This is a genomic window from Gordonia sp. UBA7599 (assembly GCA_002477755.1).
Lineage (GTDB): Bacteria > Actinomycetota > Actinomycetes > Mycobacteriales > Mycobacteriaceae > Gordonia.
Genome location: DLKD01000062.1, coordinates 70,324 through 86,086 on the forward strand (window position 1 = coordinate 70,324; position 15,763 = coordinate 86,086).

Genomic DNA, 15,763 nt, shown 5'->3' on the forward strand with positions numbered 1-15,763 from the left:
CGGCTACCGATCCCCACAACTGCTGACGCTGCAACCGCAGCAGTTGTGGGGATCAGTAGTTGCTGTGTGGCAATAGGGGCTTGAGCACACGGTCGTGCAGCGGCACGGCGGCCCAGTGCAGCGCCACGGCGACGGCCGCGGCCACCACCACACCGATGATGTGCTCTTCCGCGGACACGGCTGCCGATGCGCCCGGTTTGACATCGGCGAGGTGCACCACCGCCGCCACTAGGAACACGACGTACCAAAAGTGGTGGCCGGTCAGCACGTTGGCGACCGCGAGGATGCCGCAGACGACGAAGGCGACAATCACCCCCGGAGTCGGCAGCAGCCACGATACGAGCACCGCCGACCCGATGCCCAGCATTGCACCGGCGACACGGACCCCGGAGTTGTGGACGACCTTTCCGGCGTCGTAGGCGTAGATCAGACAGAACACGAGCAGCGCGTAACTGAGGGCACCCCACCCCGTTGCGGCCCAGATCGCTGTCAGCGCCGAACACCCGACAGCCAGCCCGACCCCGTAGTAGATGCGCTCCGACAACGGCTCACGCATCGGATGCTTGCGGCTCGAGCCGAACGCGATCGCACCCAAAACCGACACCGCAACGGCCGCGATCAACAGTCCGACCAGCGGCTGCCACAGATCGCTGAAGCCGCCCGAGTCGGCGAACTTGCTGAAGCCCAGGAAGCTGGCGGGCGAACGACTGAGCCCCGCCCCACCATTGACGACGAACATGCCCTGACCGATGGCCGTCGCGACGATGCCGCCGAGCTGCGCCCAGGGCCCGTGCCCGCCGATGAGCACCCCGGCGCACAGGATCACCGACGCCCACGCCGTCGCGTAGACCATTCCGCGCAGGCTGAGGACCCGGATCGCGGGGGCGAGGAACATCACGCCGATGTAGCCGGCCGAGAGCACCGGCGCGCCCCACCACTTCGACAGCCCGTACAGGATTGCACCGGTCAGCAACAGCGTGATCGCCGTCGGCGCCAACAACTTTCGAAACGACGGGGCGCCCGGCGTCGGTGCGGCCATCGACGTCGGTGCGACCGTCGATTCCGGATCAGCGGCGGCAGCACCGTCGTCGTCAGTCATGCCGGTGATGCTATCCGGCGCGCCGACGACTACTCGTCGGCGACTCCGGCGAGCGCGTCCATGTCCTCAAGGGTCTTACCCTTCGTCTCCGGCACGAACCGCCAGACGAAGAGGAACGAGAGCAATGCGAACGCCGCGTACATGAGGTAACCGAACACCAGGCCGGGACCGTCCTTGATGACCGGGAAGCTCATCGTGATGGCCCAGTTCGACGCCCACTGTGCGGCGGCGGCCACCGAGAGCGCCGCAGCGCGGAAGCGGTTGGGGAACATCTCCCCCAGCAGCACCCACACCACCGGGCCCCAACTCATCCCGAAGAAGATGACGAAACCGTTGGCCGCCAGCAGCGCGATGATGCCCCACGCACCGGGCAGGGTCTGGACCACCTCGCCGCTGTCGTTCAACACCGGGTTACCCGCAGCATCGAGGTCATTGGTCAGCTGGCTGAAGCAGGCGGCGACCACCGACAGCGTCACCACCATGCCGATCGACCCGACCAACAGCAACGGCTTGCGACCGACGCGGTCGATCAGCAGGATCGCGACGATCGTCGTCACGATGTTGATCACCGAGGTGATCGTCGACGTCAAGAACGCCTGGCTCTCGTCGAAGCCGGCGGCCTCCCACAGCACATTGGAGTAGTAGAAGATGACGTTGATGCCCACGGCCTGCTGGAACACCGACAGCAGCATGCCGACCCAGACGATCGGATAGACGCCGCCGGTCGGACGCTTGAGGTCGCGCCACGACGGCTTGTGCTCCCCCAACATGCTGCTGCGGATGCGGTTGATGGTGATCTCCAGGTTTTTCTCGCCCAGGAGCTTCTCGAGGACTGCGCGGGCCTCCGGGATGCGCTGCTTGGAGATCAGGTAGCGCGGCGATTCCGGAATGGTGCTGGCGAGCACACCGTAGGCGATCGCGGGAATGGCCATCATGAGGAACATCCACCGCCACGCGTCCAGGCCCAACCACAGTGGACTATTGGCCCCGTCCTCCGCCGCGTTGCGCAGTGCGAGGTTGACCAAGAAGGAGAGGAATATGCCGAGGACGATCGCCAGTTGCTGCAAGGAACCGAGCCGACCGCGGATCCGCGCGGGTGCGGTCTCGGCGATGTAGGCCGGCGCGATCACCGAGGCGACGCCGACGGCGAAACCACCAATGATTCGGAAGAGGATAAATACGGCCAAACCGCCGCCGCCCCAGTGCTCCGGCGCGAAGGCACAGCCGATGGCACTGATGAAGAACAGCACCGCGGCAATCTTCATGACCTTCAGGCGGCCGATCCGGTCGGCGATCCGCCCGGCCGTGAGTGCACCCGCGGCGGCGCCGATCAATGCCGAGGCGACGGCGAAACCGAGCGCGCCGGAGCTGACATTGAAGTCCTGCTCGATCGCCTTGGTCGCACCGTTGATGACGGCCGTCTCATAGCCGAAGAGCAGGCCGCCGAGCGCGGCAACCGAGGCTATCCGGATCGCGCCGCTGGTCGAACCGTCATCATCGTCATCGAAAACCGACTCCACCTCGGGAGTCGGACCACCTTCGCTCATCAGCGCAGTCCTCTCGGTCGCCCGCCATCCCCCGAGGAAACCCTAAGTCCGCGATGGTGGACGATGAGGTCGTTTTGGCCGTCTTCGCCGACAAGAAGAATCAGCGCAGGGCGTCAGCGACCGCCGCGGCGGCCCGGACCGCGGAATCGCGCGCCTCCGGCGAGAGCATGGTCATGCTGAGGAAGCCGTGGCACATCGGGCCGACCCGGTCGACGGTGACCGGAACACCGGCGTCGCGCAGCGCTTCCGCGTAGGCGATTCCCTCGTCGCGCAACGGGTCGAACCCGGCGAGCACGACGTGGGCGGGTGGGAGGTCGGAGAAGTCCTCGGCGCGTAGCGGCGACGCCCGCAGGTCTCCACGGTCGGCGGGGTCGGGGATGTAATTGTCGACGAACCAGTCCATGTGTTCCCGGGTCAGGAAGCGACCGCTGGCAAACTCGTCCTTCGACGGTAAGTCGACGGCGAGGTCGACCGCCGGATAGATCAGCAGCTGGTGTGCCGGAACGACGTCGTCTCCCCTGGTCTGCTGGGCGACGACAGCAGCAAGGTTCCCACCGGCACTGTCACCGGCGACGCCGATCTTGTGCGGGTCCAGCCCCCAGTCCGCGGCGCGCGAGACCGCGTAGCGCCAGGCCGCCATCGCGTCGTCGTACGCGGCCGGGAACGGGTGCTCCGGAGCGAGGCGGTATTCGACGGACAGCACGTCGACGCCGGCGTCGGCGGCCAGCGCCTTGGCCATCCCGACGTGGCTGGCGCGACTGCCGAGAGTCCAGCCACCGCCGTGGTAGAAGACGACCAGCCCGAGCGAGGACCGCCCGGCTCGGTACCGCGTGGCCCGCAACGGACCGGCAGGGCCGTCGAAGACGAGGTCTTCCTCGACGGTGAACGGCGCGAAGTCGGGCACCATCATCTTCGCCGACGCTTCGAGGCGCTTGCGCGCGACGACCACGTTGTGGTCGTGCATGTTGAAGGCGGGAATCTTCTCGGCAGCCTGGCAGATGAGCCCGAGGTAGGGGTCCAGCCGGTCGCCGGAAGTGTTGATCGGCGAAGCGACCGACGCTTGGCGTCGCACGACCGCGGGGAGTCTGCCCACTCCTTTGATGATGGTGCGCTGCATGCGCACGCCGACTGGCAGGGTCGCTCCGGTTCTCATGGGGGCACAGCCTACCCAGCCCGGCACTACACGACGGTGCTCGCGGGGTTGCGTAGCGGCAGCGGCTTGGCCGCGCCGTAGATGTGCACGGCGCCCGGACCGCCGGCGAAGCACTCGTCGAAGCCCGATCCCGGTGTCACCGGGAGCACGACAACGTCGACGTCGAGAGCCGGATGGAACTCCGCGTCGGCCGAACCCGACAGCGGCGGATTGGCGCCGCGCGGGCCGGTGGCGATCCAGGCGAGTTGGGTATGGGCGCCGTACCCGGGGTCGGCAGCGCCGACGTAGTCGGCGTAGGCGCACGGCACCGATCCGACAGTTCCGGTTTGCGGCGAGCCCGACTGATCAGCCGACCCCAGCGCGTACTGACCGTCGCAGTTGAACGCCCAGCCGCCGGCGTGGGCGGCGACCGACTGCGGGTGTAGCTGCATCCCGCACGACGGGACGAGGTGCAGGTCGAGCCCGTCGTGGCGCTGCGGCCACGGACTCCGAGCGACGGCCTTGCGCATCCGGTGGTCGGAATGATCCAGGCAGATCTCCACGCCGACCACCGGGCCGGCACTCCCGCCCTCGTCGCGCATCCGAAAGAGCGCGTGGGGGTCGTCGGGCTTCTTCTTGAAGTCGCCGCCGGAGGTGTCCAGGATCGGGTACGCGGCCATCTGCTCGGTGATCACGGCCTTCCCGGTGACGTCCCAGAGCAGCAGGTCCTCGTTGGAGTCGAAGTATTTCTCGGTGGTGAGCTCCCGGACCCCGAACTCGGTATCGATCCCGTCGAGGTCTCCCGGGCCCAGCACGAACGCCCGGTTGCGCACCTCGACCGCCGGGTAGGCGTGACAGTTCTTGATGAAGTTGATCAGCGAATCGAAGATCACCAGTGCGAGCGGGCCGTCGGACTCACGCCAGCCCTCACCGAGCGCGCGCACGATGGTGTTGCGAACGGCCACCTCGGGCGCCGACATCAGGGAGCCGAGGTCGGCCACCTCCGCCGAGATCGCGGTGCCGAGTACGAGCAGGAATCCGGGGTACTCATCGGTCGGGAACAGCTTTCCCAGGTGTTCCAGGATCAGATCACCCGGGTCCGGTTCACCGGGTGCGTGCACGTACGGGCCCAGCGGTCCGTGCCAGTAGAACTCGGGAGCCAGAAACACGTTGAGAACGCCGGTCTCCTCGTCGGGTAGCGCAGCGCGCGCGGTATCGACGGCGTTCTTCAGCGCGGCCCCGCGGGTTGCGATGTCGGCGTGAATGTCGTCGTGGGCGCGATAGGTTCCGGCGACGTTCCCGGTGCCGTTGGGGTCACCGACCGCGACGATGTCGGCGGGCGTCGTGGGGACCGCATAGCCGATGAACCGAACCTTCTCGTACTGGGACATGTCCAATTCGTACACCTCTCAACCGTGGTGGCCGACGTCGGGCACTTCATGCAGGCAGTCCACCAACTGCCTCGTCAGCGCGGGCCCAGGGTCGTACCCGGGGAAGTAGCAGCACACCTCGTCGGAGTGGGCGCCGAACCGCGCGCCGATCTCGGCCGCGACCTGCGACGGGGTACCGACGACCGCGATCCGGTCGACCATCTCGTCGGTGATCAAGTCGCGCATCGCCGCGAAGTCGCCGCGCTTGGACAGGGCGTTGAGCTCGGGGTGGACGTCAGCCCATCCCTCGATCTCCAGGACGGGCAGATAGGCCGGCGTCGAGCCATAGAACGAGACCAACCGGGCCACCGCATTGCGCGCGGCGGCGATCCGTTCGTCAGTCTCTCCGACCGCGACCATGGCCTGGGCGATGATCGAGAAGTTGTCGCCGCTGCGTCCGGCACGGTCAAAGCCCTCCTTCAAGGCGGGAACCGTGTTCTCCGCGAAGTGGCGACGGCTGCAGAACGGCATGACCAATAGGCCGTCGGCGTATTGGCCTGCGGTCCGAGTCATGATCGGCCCGAGCGCCCCGAGCAACACCGGCGGGACGCCGAATTCGTTGGGACCCGGGTTGAAGTTCGGCGACATGATTCGGTGCTGGGTGTACTCGCCGCGGAAGTCCAACGGCGCCCCCGACTGCCACGAGTCGAGAATCGCTTTCGTGGCCTGGATCCATTCCGCCATCTGCTTGGCCGGTTTGTCCCAGCGCGACCCGTACCGCTTCTCGATGTGGACGCGCACCTGCGACCCCAGACCCAACCGGAACCGTCCCTGACTGTAGGTCTGCAGATCGTGAGCCGCGTGGGCCAGATGCAGCGGCGAGCGCGGCAAGGCGATCGCGACGTTGGTCATGAGTTCGAGGTCACTCCCAACTGCCGCGGTCTGCAGTGGGAGGAAGACGTCGTGCTGCCCTTCGAAGGTGAACACACCATCCGCGCCGACAGCCACCGCTTGCGCGATGCTCGAGGTGACCTTCGACGGTGCGCCGTCGATCAATAGCTGAACCTTCACCGTTCCTCCTGGGACTCCCTTCCCGTAATGCTTACACGCCGTCGCACCGCCCACTTGTCGTAGCGCCGGAGGCGCACTTGGCCACAGCGCCGGAGGCGCGCACTTGCTGCAGCGTCGCGGTGTGGGAAACTCGATCCCATGTCAGAAGCGTCGCGGCTCCCCGCCCGCACCCGCCTCGCACTCGCGGCAGCGGCGTCTGCCCGCTGGGCGTCTCGCGCGGCCGGGCGCGGCAAAGGGTCGATGATCGGCGGTCTGGTCGCCATGAAGGTCGACCCCTCGATCATGGCCCGCCTTGGCGCGGGCCGCCGGACCGCGTTGGTCACCGGCACGAACGGCAAATCGACGACGACGAGGATGCTCGCCGCAGCACTGTCGGATGTTGGACCGGTCGCCACGCAGGCCGACGGCGCCAACATGGACGCCGGCATCATCGCGACCCTCTCGTTGACGCGCGGCAAGCCATTGGCGGCACTCGAAGTCGACGAGTTGCACGTACCGCACGTCTCCGATGCGCTCAATCCCGAGGTCCTGGTCCTGCTGAACCTCTCGCGCGACCAACTCGACCGCGTCGGCGAGATCAACATCATCGAACGGCGGCTGCGCGAGGGCATCGCCCGTCATCCGCAACTCACCGTCGTCGCCAATTGCGACGATGTGCTCGTCGCGTCCGCCGCCTTTGACGCCCCCAACGTCGTGTGGGTCGCGGCCGGGGCGAGCTGGGTCGGCGACTCGGTGAGCTGCCCCCGCACAGGCGAGCCCATCGTCCGCTCGGGCGACGGACAGTGGCGCTCCACCGGCGACGAGAACTTCGCCCGGCCGACGCCGGACTGGTGGTTCGACGACGCATGCGTCTACGGCCCCAACGGCTTCAGCGCCCCCCTCGACCCCGCCGTCCCCGGGCGTGCCAACCGCGGCAACGCCACCCAGGCCATCGCCGCGGCCGTCGCCATGGGCGCCGATCCGGCACTGGCCGCGAAAGAGGTCGGGACCGTCGGTGAGATCGCCGGCCGCTACGGCTCCTACCGCCTGGGCAACCACACCATCCGCACACTGCTGGCCAAGAACCCGGCCGGCTGGCAAGAGGCGCTGTCGATGATCGACCAGGACGCCGACAGCCTGGTGATCGCCGTCAACGGCCAGGTCCCCGACGGCGAGGACCTGTCCTGGTTGTGGGACGTCCGGTTCGAGGCCTTCGAGACCATGAAGGTCATCGCCTCCGGTGAACGCGCCGCCGACCTCGGTGTGCGCCTGCTGTACGCCGGAGCCGAGCACACCACCGTTCCCGACCCGATGACCGCGATCGCCCAGTGCCCACCGGGCCGCATCGAAATCCTGGCCAACTACACCGCCTTCCGCGACTTGGGCACGGCCTTGGAACGGGCCCACGCGCAAGCCGTCGCCCAGACGACGGGAGATGCCCGATGAGCGAGTCGACAGTCCGGATCGGCCTGGTGCTGCCCGATGTCATGGGCACCTACGGCGACGGCGGGAATGCACTGGTCCTGCGCCAACGCGCCCGCATGCGCGGGATGGAGGCCGAGATCGTCGAGATCACCCTCGACGACGATGTGCCCGACTCGATGGACGTCTACACCCTCGGCGGCGCCGAGGACTTCGCCCAGCGCCTGGCCACCCGTCACCTCACCGAGCACCCGGGCATGCAGCGCGCCGCAGCGGCAGGGCGTCCGGTACTGGCGATCTGCGCGGCCATCCAGGTGCTCGGCCACTGGTATGAGACCGCGGCTGGCGAGAAGGTCGATGGCATCGGCCTGTTCGACCTGACCACCTCCCCGGGGCCAGCGCGCTCGATCGGCGAGCTGGTCACCGAACCACTCCTGGCCGGCCTGACCCAACCGCTGTCAGGATTCGAGAACCACCGCGGCATCACCACCCTCGGCACCGATGCCCAGCCGCTCGCCAAGGTCCGCCACGGCGTCGGTAACGGCACGGCCGATCGGGTCGAGGGCATCGTCCAGGGCAGTGTCATCGGGACCTACATGCACGGCCCGCTGCTGGCCCGCAATCCCGAACTGGCCGACTACCTCCTGGAACAGGCGACCGGCACCAAGCTCGCCCCGCTGAACCTCCCGGAGGTCGATCAGCTCCGCAAAGAACGGCTCGCCGCCGCGCGCTGACCGACCACCTCGCACCGGTTCCGCGTCTGGTCCACGGCGAACCAGCCGTCCTCGAAGCGCTGCCACGCCTGCAGAAGTCCACGCGCGTGCTCGCCCTCGCGGGCGACCGCGGCCTCTAGCCGCTCCTGCGCGGAGCCGGCATCGATCCACAGCGCCCGCGCTACGTGCGGGACCATCGACCGACGTGCCGACGACACCCCTTCGACGACGAGGATCGGCCGCCACGCACGGACGACCTCCGGCCCCGGCTCCGCGTCGTCGCCGTGCCACACGCGACGGCGGTAGCGCAGGTCGTCACCGGCCAGGAACGGTGTCAACACGCCATCGACGAACTCCGGCCACCACGCGACCGGGTCGTCCCAGGTGGCGAACTCGTCGGTACTGACCAGCAGCGCGCGGTCCCCCAACTTCTCAACGAGGCGGGCGGCGAACGTCGACTTCCCGGCCCCGGAACGACCGTCGACGGCGATGATGCCCGCCCGGACCGTCGACGCGATCTCGGCCAGCACGTCCTCCGCGTCGGGCATACCCGGCTCAGGCCAGGGCGCGGCGACCCGACAGCGCTCGGCCCAGGGTCAGCTCGTCGGCGAACTCGAGATCCCCGCCCATCGGTAGCCCGGAGGCCAAACGCGTGACCTCTAGCCCGGGGAAGTCCTTGAGCATCCGCAGCAGGTAGGTGGCGGTGGCCTCACCCTCGGTGTTGGGGTCGGTCGCGACGATCACCTCGGTGACGTCGATGCCGTCGGCCTGGTTGCCCAGGCGCCGCAGCAGCTCGCGGATGCGCAGCTGGTCCGGGCCGATCCCCGACAGCGGGTCCAGCGCACCGCCCAGCACGTGGTAGCGGCCCGCGAACTCCTTGGTCCGCTCGATCGCGTTGACGTCTTTGGGCTCCTCGACGACGCAGATCTTCGTCGCGTCGCGCCGCGCGTCGGAGCAGATCCGACAGCGCGGGTTGGCCGAGACGTTGCCGCACTCGGAGCAGAAGGTCACGTCGTCACGGACCCGCGCGAGCGCGGCGATGAGGCGGTCGATGTCGGCCTTCTCGCCCGCCAACAGACTGAACGCGATGCGCTGGGCACCCTTCGGCCCGAGACCGGGCTGCTTGGCCAGCTCGTCGATCAAGTCCTGGATCGGCCCCTCGTACATGGGAGCCGACTAACCGAGACCGGGCAGCCCGCCGCCCAGCCCGTCCGAAAGCGGGCCCATCTTCTGCGTCGCCAGCGCGTCGCGCTTGTCGTCGAGCTCAGCCAGGGCTCCGACGATGAGATCCTGCAGAGTGTCGACGTCCGACGGATCGACGACCTTGGGGTCGATCGTCACGCCGGTGACACCGCCGGAACCGAGGCCCGTCACGGTGACCAGCCCGTTGCCGGCCTGGCCGGTGAGTTCAGTTGCCGCGATCTCCTGCTGGGCCCGCATCAACTGCTCTTGCATCTGCTGCGCCTGGGCCAGCAAACCCGAGAGCGCATCCGGGTCACCGCCGCCGAAGAGGGCACCGAGGTCTGGTGTATCAGTCACGAGGTCCAGGGTAGTCGTCGGTCCGACGTTTTCATCGCAGGAGCCGGTCGAGGTGGACGGCGAGTTCGTCGAGGGTCGTGTCGACGGGCGCGACCTCGAACGACAGGACATCCCCGCCGAATAGCCGACCCGCGCGGGGCACCATCTCGAACTCGAATCGGTCGTCGACGCGGCGCCATTGTTTGACCGCGTTGTAGATCGGCGCACTTGCGCCGGTGCTCACGCTGTAGCCGTCCCGGGCGACCGAGTCGCCACCGACCAGGTCGCGCTGAACCTGGAAGCAGGCGCCCGTCTCGTCGTCGAGAAAGACGATGGCCTCGCAGCCGAGGTCGGGGTGGCGCTCATAGGAGCCGTGGATCGTCATCGCGCTTTAGAAGAGCGTCGACCAGTAGTCCCAGAACCGGTCGAGAATCGCGCCGGCGACGAGCATGTAGGCGACGAAGACGACCAGCGGGAGATAGGTGGCGGCCGCGCTGAGTATGCGTCCCGGTGACGACGTCGTCGCCATCAGGTTGCGGACCGTGATCGCGCCGAACATCGCGATCGTCACCGCCCAGACGACCATGCAGTAGATGCAAAGCTTCCCGATGTCGTAGAGGCTCGAGTACATCAGCCACAGCACGAAGATCAGGCCCAGCAGAATCCCGATCTGCAGCCCGCCCCACACCCACCGGGCCAAGTTCGACCCCGAGAGGACGACGACGCCGAGGGTCACGACCACGGCGAACGCCGCGATTCCGATCAGCGGGTTGGGGAAGCCGAACAGGCTCGCCTGCCACGACTTCATCACCGGACTGCAGGCCATCACCGGGTTGAGGCTGCACGACGGCACGTAGGTTGGGTTCTCGGCCAGCCGCAGCTTCTCGATCGTCAGCCACGCCGACGAACCTAGTCCGATCGCACCGCCGATCACCATCAGCCATGCGGCGGCGCGAGTCCAGAATTCGCCCCGGTCCGGCTGCGTCACGATGTCGCCGCCGACCTCATCGGCTGACTCGCTTACGGTCTCAGTCACGTTGACGAGGGTACCGCTCACCGTCGTCGGGACTCGAAGCTGCGGTCGGCGCCCGTGATTGGGTCGGTGAACCGCAGGGCTGACGCCACCAGCTGCAGTGGCCGAGAGAAATCGCCGTGATCGGGCAGTTCGGCCAGTTCCGGACGCACGTCCGGGTACAGCGGATCGTCGACGATGGGTGCCCCCAACCCGGCCATGTGCATCCGTAGCTGGTGGGTGCGACCGGTCTCGGGGACGAGGCGGAAGCCGTCGTCGGTGCGGGTGATGGTGCTGATGGCGTTGACCGGGCCGTCGACGACGTGGGCGCGCAGATCACCGGCGCGCTTCTCGATCCGGTTGGCCACGCGAATCCCGTCACGCAGGTCCTCGTCTGCCGTTGCGTCGCTATGTGCGCGGTATTCCTTGTACACCCGGCGCGCGGCGAAGAGTTCCTGGTAGGCGGCGCGCACGGCTGGTCGTCGGGTGAAGACGAGGACTCCAGCGGTCAGCCGGTCGAGCCGGTGGACGGGTGCGAGGGCATCGTTGCCCAGCTCACGCCGCAAGCGCACAAGTGCGGTCTGGGTGACGTGGCGCCCGCGGGGCATCGTCGCGAGGAAGTGCGGCTTGTCGACGACGACGAGGTTCTCGTCGTCGTAGAGGATCTCGAGGTCGAACGGGATCGGGGTCTCCACCGGCAGGTCCCGGTAGAAGAACACTGCCACGTTGCGCCGCGAAGGAGCGTCGAGGGCGACCGGTCGGCCGTCGATGTCGACGACTTCCCCGGCATCGGCACGCGCCACGAGGGCTTCGGCTCCGACTTCGGCGCCCGACGACGAGGCGAGAAGCGCGTCCAGGACTGTCGTGGACTCGTCGTGACGCAGGATGACCCGCGTCGCATCCACCCCCGCGCGCGGCGGGAGCGGGCTGGGGCGACGGCGGCGGCTCAGTTCTCCAGCCGCGACTTGAGATTTCCGAGCAGGGCGAGCTGGATGCGGCCGAGGCCCTTGGGGGCGAAGGTCTTCTCGAAGAAGCCGCCGATACCGCCGGCACCCTGCCACGTGGTCGTGGTGGTCACCTTCGAGCCGCTGCCGCTCGGGGCGACGGTGTAGGTGGTGACCATCGACGAGTTGGCGTCGGTCTCGGTGATCGTCGATCCGGCGACGGCGACTGTGGCCTTCACATCGCGCTGGCGCTTCTCCGTTGCCTGCAGGATCCAGTGGACGACGGTGCCGTCACCCGTTCCGCCGGAGACCACGCCGTAGTCGCGGTAGTTCTCCGGCAGGATTGCCGGGCGCACCGTCGAGTAGTCGGACAGCGCGGCGAGCACTGCGTCGGGGGCGGCGTTGATCTCCACGGATTGGCTGGCGGTCACCTGTGCCATCGGGCACTCCTGTTCGTCGGGGCTGATCGTCGTGTCCATTCGAGGCGTCAGCTCGTGATTGTGGCAGCGCAGTCGCGGCAGCCATCGTTGCGACCTAGGCTAGTTGGTGATGTCGATAAACGTTGAGATGGGTCCGTCGGTCTACGAGCAGGGTGTGACGCGGCTGCTCGAGAGCTACCGTGCGATACCGCCCGACGGAACGGTGCGCCTGGCGAAGAAGACGTCGAACCTCTTCCGCCGCCGCGCCGCCAACCCTCACCCGGGATTGGACGTATCGGGCCTGGGCGGAGTCGTCTCGGTGGACCCGAACGCACGGACCGCCGAGGTCGCGGGCATGTGCACCTACGAGGACCTCGTTGCGGCGACACTGCCCTACGGCTTGGCGCCACTGGTCGTTCCGCAGCTCAAGACAATCACGCTGGGCGGGGCGGTGACCGGGCTCGGCATCGAGTCGACGTCGTTCCGAAGCGGGCTGCCGCACGAATCCGTCTTGGAGATCGACGTGCTGACCGGGGCCGGTGAGATCATCACCGCCACTCCGACCAACGAGCACGCCGATCTGTTCTTCGGCTTCCCCAACTCCTACGGCACGCTCGGCTATTCGGTGCGGTTGAAGATCGAACTCGAGCCGGTCAAGCCCTTCGTCGAGCTGCGCCACGTGCGGTTCACCGACCTGGAATCGCTGGTCTCGACGATGACGCTCATCGTCGACAAGAAGAGCTACGACGGGATGCCCGTCGACTACCTCGACGGTGTGGTGTTCTCCGCCGACGAGTCGTACTTGGTGCTGGGCCGTCAGACCGACGACGAGTCGATCCCGTTGTCGGACTACACGGGCAACGACATCTACTACCGGTCCATCCAGCACGATCCGTCGGCGACGCCCAAAACCGACCGCCTCACGATCCACGATTACCTGTGGCGCTGGGACACCGACTGGTTCTGGTGCTCGCGAGCCTTCGGCACGCAGAACCCGAAGATCCGCCGGTTCTGGCCGCGGCGATGGCTGCGCAGCAGCTTCTACTGGAAACTGATCGCGCTGGACCACCGCTACAACATCGGCGACCGGCTGGGCGCCCGCAAGGGGTTGCCTCCGAGCGAGCGCGTCGTCCAGGACATCGAGGTGCCGATCGATCGGACCGTCGAATTCGTGGATTGGTTCCTTGAGAACGTGCCGATCGAGCCGATCTGGTTGTGTCCGTTGCGGCTGCGCGAGCCCCTGCCGCCGGGCGCCGATCCGCACCGGCCGTGGCCGCTGTACCCGCTGGATCCCGGGCGCACCTATGTCAACGTCGGCTTCTGGTCCGCGGTCCCGGTCACCCCCGACCAACCCGGATACGCCAACCGTCAGATCGAGAAGCGGGTGGCCGAGCTCGACGGTCACAAGTCGCTCTATTCCGAATCGTTCTACCCGCCCGAGGAGTTCGCGCAGCTGTACGGCGGGAAGCGCTACGGGCAGTTGAAAGCCAAATACGATCCCCAGTCCCGACTGTTGGACCTCTACTCCAAGGCGGTGAAGAGTCAATGACCACGTTCAAGGAAGCGATTACCGCGACCGACCGAATGCCGTTGGCGAAGGTCTTCGAGATCTTCCTCGGCGGCGCGCCATCAGTGCGACTGACGGCGTATGACGGCAGCTCAACGGGCCCGGAGAACGCCCCGTTCCAGGTCGATCTGAAGACCCCGCGGGGTACGACCTAACTGGTCACGGCACCGGGCGACCTCGGGCTGGCGCGCGCCTACATCGCCGGCGATCTGGACATCATCGGCGTGCCGCCCGGCGATCCATACGAAGCGCTGCGCGCCCTTTCGGACAACATCAGCTTCACGCGTCCGTCGCCGCTGGAGATGGCGCAGATCGCCCGCGGGATCGGGCTGGAGCACTTCAAGCCGATCGCCCCGCCGCCGCAGGAGGCCGTGCCGCGCTGGCGCCGCTTCGCCGAGGGGTTGCGGCACAGCAAGACTCGTGACGCCGAGGTCATCCACCACCACTACGACGTGTCCAACACCTTCTACGAGTGGGTCTTGGGACCGTCGATGACTTACACGTGCGCCGTGTACCCAGACGCCGACGCGAGTCTCGAGGTGGCGCAGGAGAACAAGTACCGGTTGATCTTCGAGAAGCTGCGCCTGCAGCCCGGGGACCGGCTGCTCGACATCGGTTGCGGCTGGGGCGGGATGGTCCGCTACGCCGCACGACACGGCGTCAAGGTGATCGGTGCGACGCTCTCGGCCGAGCAGGCCCAGTGGGCGCAGCGGGCCATCGTCGACGAGGGTCTAGGTGATCTAGCGGAAGTCCGCCACTCCGACTACCGCGACGTGGCGGAGTCGGGCTTCGACGCGGTGTCATCGATCGGGCTCACCGAACACATCGGGGTCAGCAACTACCCGGCGTACTTCTCGTTCATGCGCGACAAGCTGCGCGACGGCGGCTTGATGCTCAACCACAGCATCACCCGCCCCGGCAACACCGGGTCCAACAAGGCGGGCGCCTTCATCGACCGCTACGTGTTCCCCGACGGGGAGCTCACGGGCGCGGGGACGATCATCTCGAAGATTCAGGACGTCGGCGGGCTCGAGGTCCTCCACGAAGAGAACATCCGCGAGCATTACGCCATGACGCTGCGGGATTGGAACGCCAACCTCGTCGAGCACTGGGACGAGGCCGTCGCCGAGGTCGGCGAGGGCACCGCACGCCTGTGGGGCCTCTACATGGCGGGCTGCCGAATCGGCTTCGACCGCAACATCATCCAGTTGCACCATGTGTTGGCGAGCAAGCTCGGGCCTGGCGGGAAGTCCACCCTGCCGCTGCGCCCCTGGTGGACGCCCTAGTTTCGCCGACCGAGCCCGATCCGACGCCGAGCGAGCCCGTTGCGACGCCGAGCGAGCCCGCTACGACTCGTCGAGGACGCGCGCGCCGAGTTCTGACTGAAGCAGCTCCAAGGCGACTTCCTCGGGGTCGCGGACCTGCGACGACGGCGAGTCGTCGTGGGCCTGGGCGACCATCTCGTCGCGCTCGGCGTCGGAGATCTCCTCGTCGGGCCTAGGCTCCGGAGAAGGCTCCTCGGGTTCGGGAATGACGTCGTCGGAGGTGTCTTCTGCGCCGCCGCGACTGGGCCGCCGATACGACTGCTTCGGCTGCTGCGCCGCCGTCGGCACCGTTCCCGCCTCGGCCGGACCCGTGCCGGGCTGCGCGTGAATCGTGCGCACGTCGATCTCGGTGCCGAAGACCTTTGCGAACGACGCACGTAGCGCTTGGGCCCGCTCTTCCTGTGACAGGCGGGCGGCCAGCGCCTCCGCCGTGTGCCCGACGGTGATCAGGCTTTCGGCGACCTGGTGGATGAACGCGCCGCTGAGCATCGCCTCGAAGACCGGCGAATGTTCACGCATGGCCGCGCGCACCTCGCCGAACCGGCGCTGCACCTCTTCGAGTGTCAGGCCGGAGGGGGCTTCCCCTGGTGTGGGTTCGAGCTCTGGCTCGGGTTCGGGCTCGCTCGGCGTCGGATCGGGCTCGGT

Annotated in this window: 15 protein-coding genes and 2 pseudogenes; 4 read left to right on the top strand and 13 right to left on the bottom strand. The window is 67.7% G+C overall.

Annotated features, from left to right (window positions below; all coding sequences use genetic code 11):
- Positions 1-52 precede the first annotated feature (52 nt).
- The 5 genes from B4L26_RS07945 to B4L26_RS07965 form a co-directional block, all read right to left on the bottom strand.
- Positions 53-1,099: an FUSC family protein gene (locus tag B4L26_RS07945; protein WP_290717763.1), complete on the bottom strand. Its 1,047-nt coding sequence runs from the start codon at positions 1,097-1,099 to the stop codon at positions 53-55.
- Between the two features lie 29 nt (positions 1,100-1,128).
- Positions 1,129-2,646, bottom strand: a complete 1,518-nt coding sequence (locus tag B4L26_RS07950) for a sugar porter family MFS transporter (protein ID WP_290717765.1) — start codon at positions 2,644-2,646, stop codon at positions 1,129-1,131.
- A gap of 100 nt (positions 2,647-2,746) precedes the next feature.
- Entirely contained in the window at positions 2,747-3,799 is a 1,053-nt protein-coding gene (locus B4L26_RS07955; protein WP_290717767.1) for an alpha/beta hydrolase, read from the bottom strand.
- Between the two features lie 26 nt (positions 3,800-3,825).
- Positions 3,826-5,169 carry a hypothetical protein gene (locus B4L26_RS07960; RefSeq protein ID WP_290717768.1) on the bottom strand — a complete coding sequence of 448 codons (1,344 nt, stop codon included), beginning with the start codon at positions 5,167-5,169 and terminating at the stop codon, positions 3,826-3,828.
- 18 nt (positions 5,170-5,187) lie between these two features.
- Complete coding sequence (locus B4L26_RS07965) at positions 5,188-6,219, bottom strand: TIGR03617 family F420-dependent LLM class oxidoreductase (protein WP_290717770.1); 1,032 nt, start codon at positions 6,217-6,219, stop codon at positions 5,188-5,190.
- Between the two features lie 138 nt (positions 6,220-6,357).
- On the opposite strand from B4L26_RS07965, the gene B4L26_RS07970 reads away from it, so the two are divergent.
- Together B4L26_RS07970 and B4L26_RS07975 are read left to right on the top strand one after the other, a co-directional pair.
- Positions 6,358-7,644, top strand: a complete 1,287-nt coding sequence (locus B4L26_RS07970) for a Mur ligase family protein (RefSeq protein ID WP_290717772.1) — start codon at positions 6,358-6,360, stop codon at positions 7,642-7,644.
- Positions 7,641-8,354, top strand: a complete 714-nt coding sequence (locus B4L26_RS07975; protein WP_290717774.1) for a type 1 glutamine amidotransferase — start codon at positions 7,641-7,643, stop codon at positions 8,352-8,354. The genes B4L26_RS07970 and B4L26_RS07975 overlap by 4 nt, the downstream gene beginning before the upstream one ends.
- Here B4L26_RS07975 and B4L26_RS07980 read toward each other — a convergent pair.
- The 7 genes from B4L26_RS07980 to B4L26_RS08010 are packed head-to-tail and all read right to left on the bottom strand — an operon-like array spanning position 8,318 to position 12,247.
- Positions 8,318-8,881, bottom strand: coding sequence for a uridine kinase family protein (locus tag B4L26_RS07980; protein ID WP_290717776.1), 564 nt, complete (start codon positions 8,879-8,881; stop codon positions 8,318-8,320). The genes B4L26_RS07975 and B4L26_RS07980 overlap by 37 nt on opposite strands.
- A 7-nt stretch (positions 8,882-8,888) precedes the next feature.
- Positions 8,889-9,500, bottom strand: a complete 612-nt coding sequence (gene recR, locus B4L26_RS07985; protein WP_290717779.1) for a recombination mediator RecR — start codon at positions 9,498-9,500, stop codon at positions 8,889-8,891.
- A 9-nt stretch (positions 9,501-9,509) separates the two neighbouring features.
- Entirely contained in the window at positions 9,510-9,872 is a 363-nt protein-coding gene (locus B4L26_RS07990; protein ID WP_290717781.1) for a YbaB/EbfC family nucleoid-associated protein, read from the bottom strand.
- Between the two features lie 31 nt (positions 9,873-9,903).
- Positions 9,904-10,236 carry a hypothetical protein gene (locus tag B4L26_RS07995; RefSeq protein WP_290717783.1) on the bottom strand — a complete coding sequence of 111 codons (333 nt, stop codon included), beginning with the start codon at positions 10,234-10,236 and terminating at the stop codon, positions 9,904-9,906.
- 6 nt (positions 10,237-10,242) lie between these two features.
- Complete coding sequence (locus tag B4L26_RS08000; RefSeq protein ID WP_290717785.1) at positions 10,243-10,887, bottom strand: vitamin K epoxide reductase family protein; 645 nt, start codon at positions 10,885-10,887, stop codon at positions 10,243-10,245.
- Between the two features lie 17 nt (positions 10,888-10,904).
- Positions 10,905-11,768, bottom strand: coding sequence for a pseudouridine synthase (locus B4L26_RS08005; RefSeq protein WP_290717787.1), 864 nt, complete (start codon positions 11,766-11,768; stop codon positions 10,905-10,907).
- A 41-nt stretch (positions 11,769-11,809) separates the two neighbouring features.
- Positions 11,810-12,247, bottom strand: coding sequence for an SRPBCC family protein (locus B4L26_RS08010; RefSeq protein WP_290717789.1), 438 nt, complete (start codon positions 12,245-12,247; stop codon positions 11,810-11,812).
- Positions 12,248-12,356: 109 nt separating this feature from the next.
- Between B4L26_RS08010 and B4L26_RS08015 the strand changes: the two genes are divergently transcribed.
- On the top strand, positions 12,357-13,775 hold the full coding sequence (locus tag B4L26_RS08015; protein WP_409563511.1) for an FAD-binding oxidoreductase: 1,419 nt from the start codon (positions 12,357-12,359) through the stop codon (positions 13,773-13,775).
- Positions 13,772-15,079 (top strand): annotated as a pseudogene (locus B4L26_RS08020) (class I SAM-dependent methyltransferase). The gene B4L26_RS08015 and the pseudogene B4L26_RS08020 overlap by 4 nt, the downstream one beginning before the upstream one ends.
- A gap of 60 nt (positions 15,080-15,139) precedes the next feature.
- Here B4L26_RS08020 and B4L26_RS08025 read toward each other — a convergent pair.
- A pseudogene (locus tag B4L26_RS08025) lies at positions 15,140-15,763 on the bottom strand (DNA polymerase III subunit gamma/tau); the annotation flags it as partial.